Source organism: Burkholderia sp. GbtcB21, assembly GCF_019091065.1.
Lineage (GTDB): Bacteria > Pseudomonadota > Gammaproteobacteria > Burkholderiales > Burkholderiaceae > Burkholderia > Burkholderia pyrrocinia_C.
The window spans coordinates 1-257 of sequence record NZ_JAGXKA010000316.1 but is presented as its reverse complement, the minus strand read 5'-3'; the positions used below and the strand labels follow the sequence as shown (position 1 = coordinate 257).

Annotated in this window: 1 pseudogene; it reads right to left on the bottom strand. The window is 75.1% G+C overall.

What is annotated here, in order from left to right:
* Nucleotides 1-257, bottom strand: a pseudogene (locus KVT39_RS37020) (exodeoxyribonuclease V subunit alpha); the annotation flags it as partial.

The window sequence follows — 257 nt, the reverse complement described above, 5'->3', positions numbered from 1 at the left end:
GACTCCCCCGCACCGCCGTGGAGCGACGCGCCCGCCGCGTCGCCCGCGGGCAGCGCATCGAGCGCCGCCTCCCCGTCGCCGCGGCGGATCGCGAGCGACACCCGCCCGATCGGCGAATCGAGACCGAAGCGGTAATTGCGTTCGAGCCACACGACGCAGGCGGCGAGCGGCGCCGGTGCGGACGTGGCGGGCGATGCAGCGGTTCCGCCGGGCGATGTCGACGTGATCGACGCAAGCGCCGCGTCGCCTGCATCGAA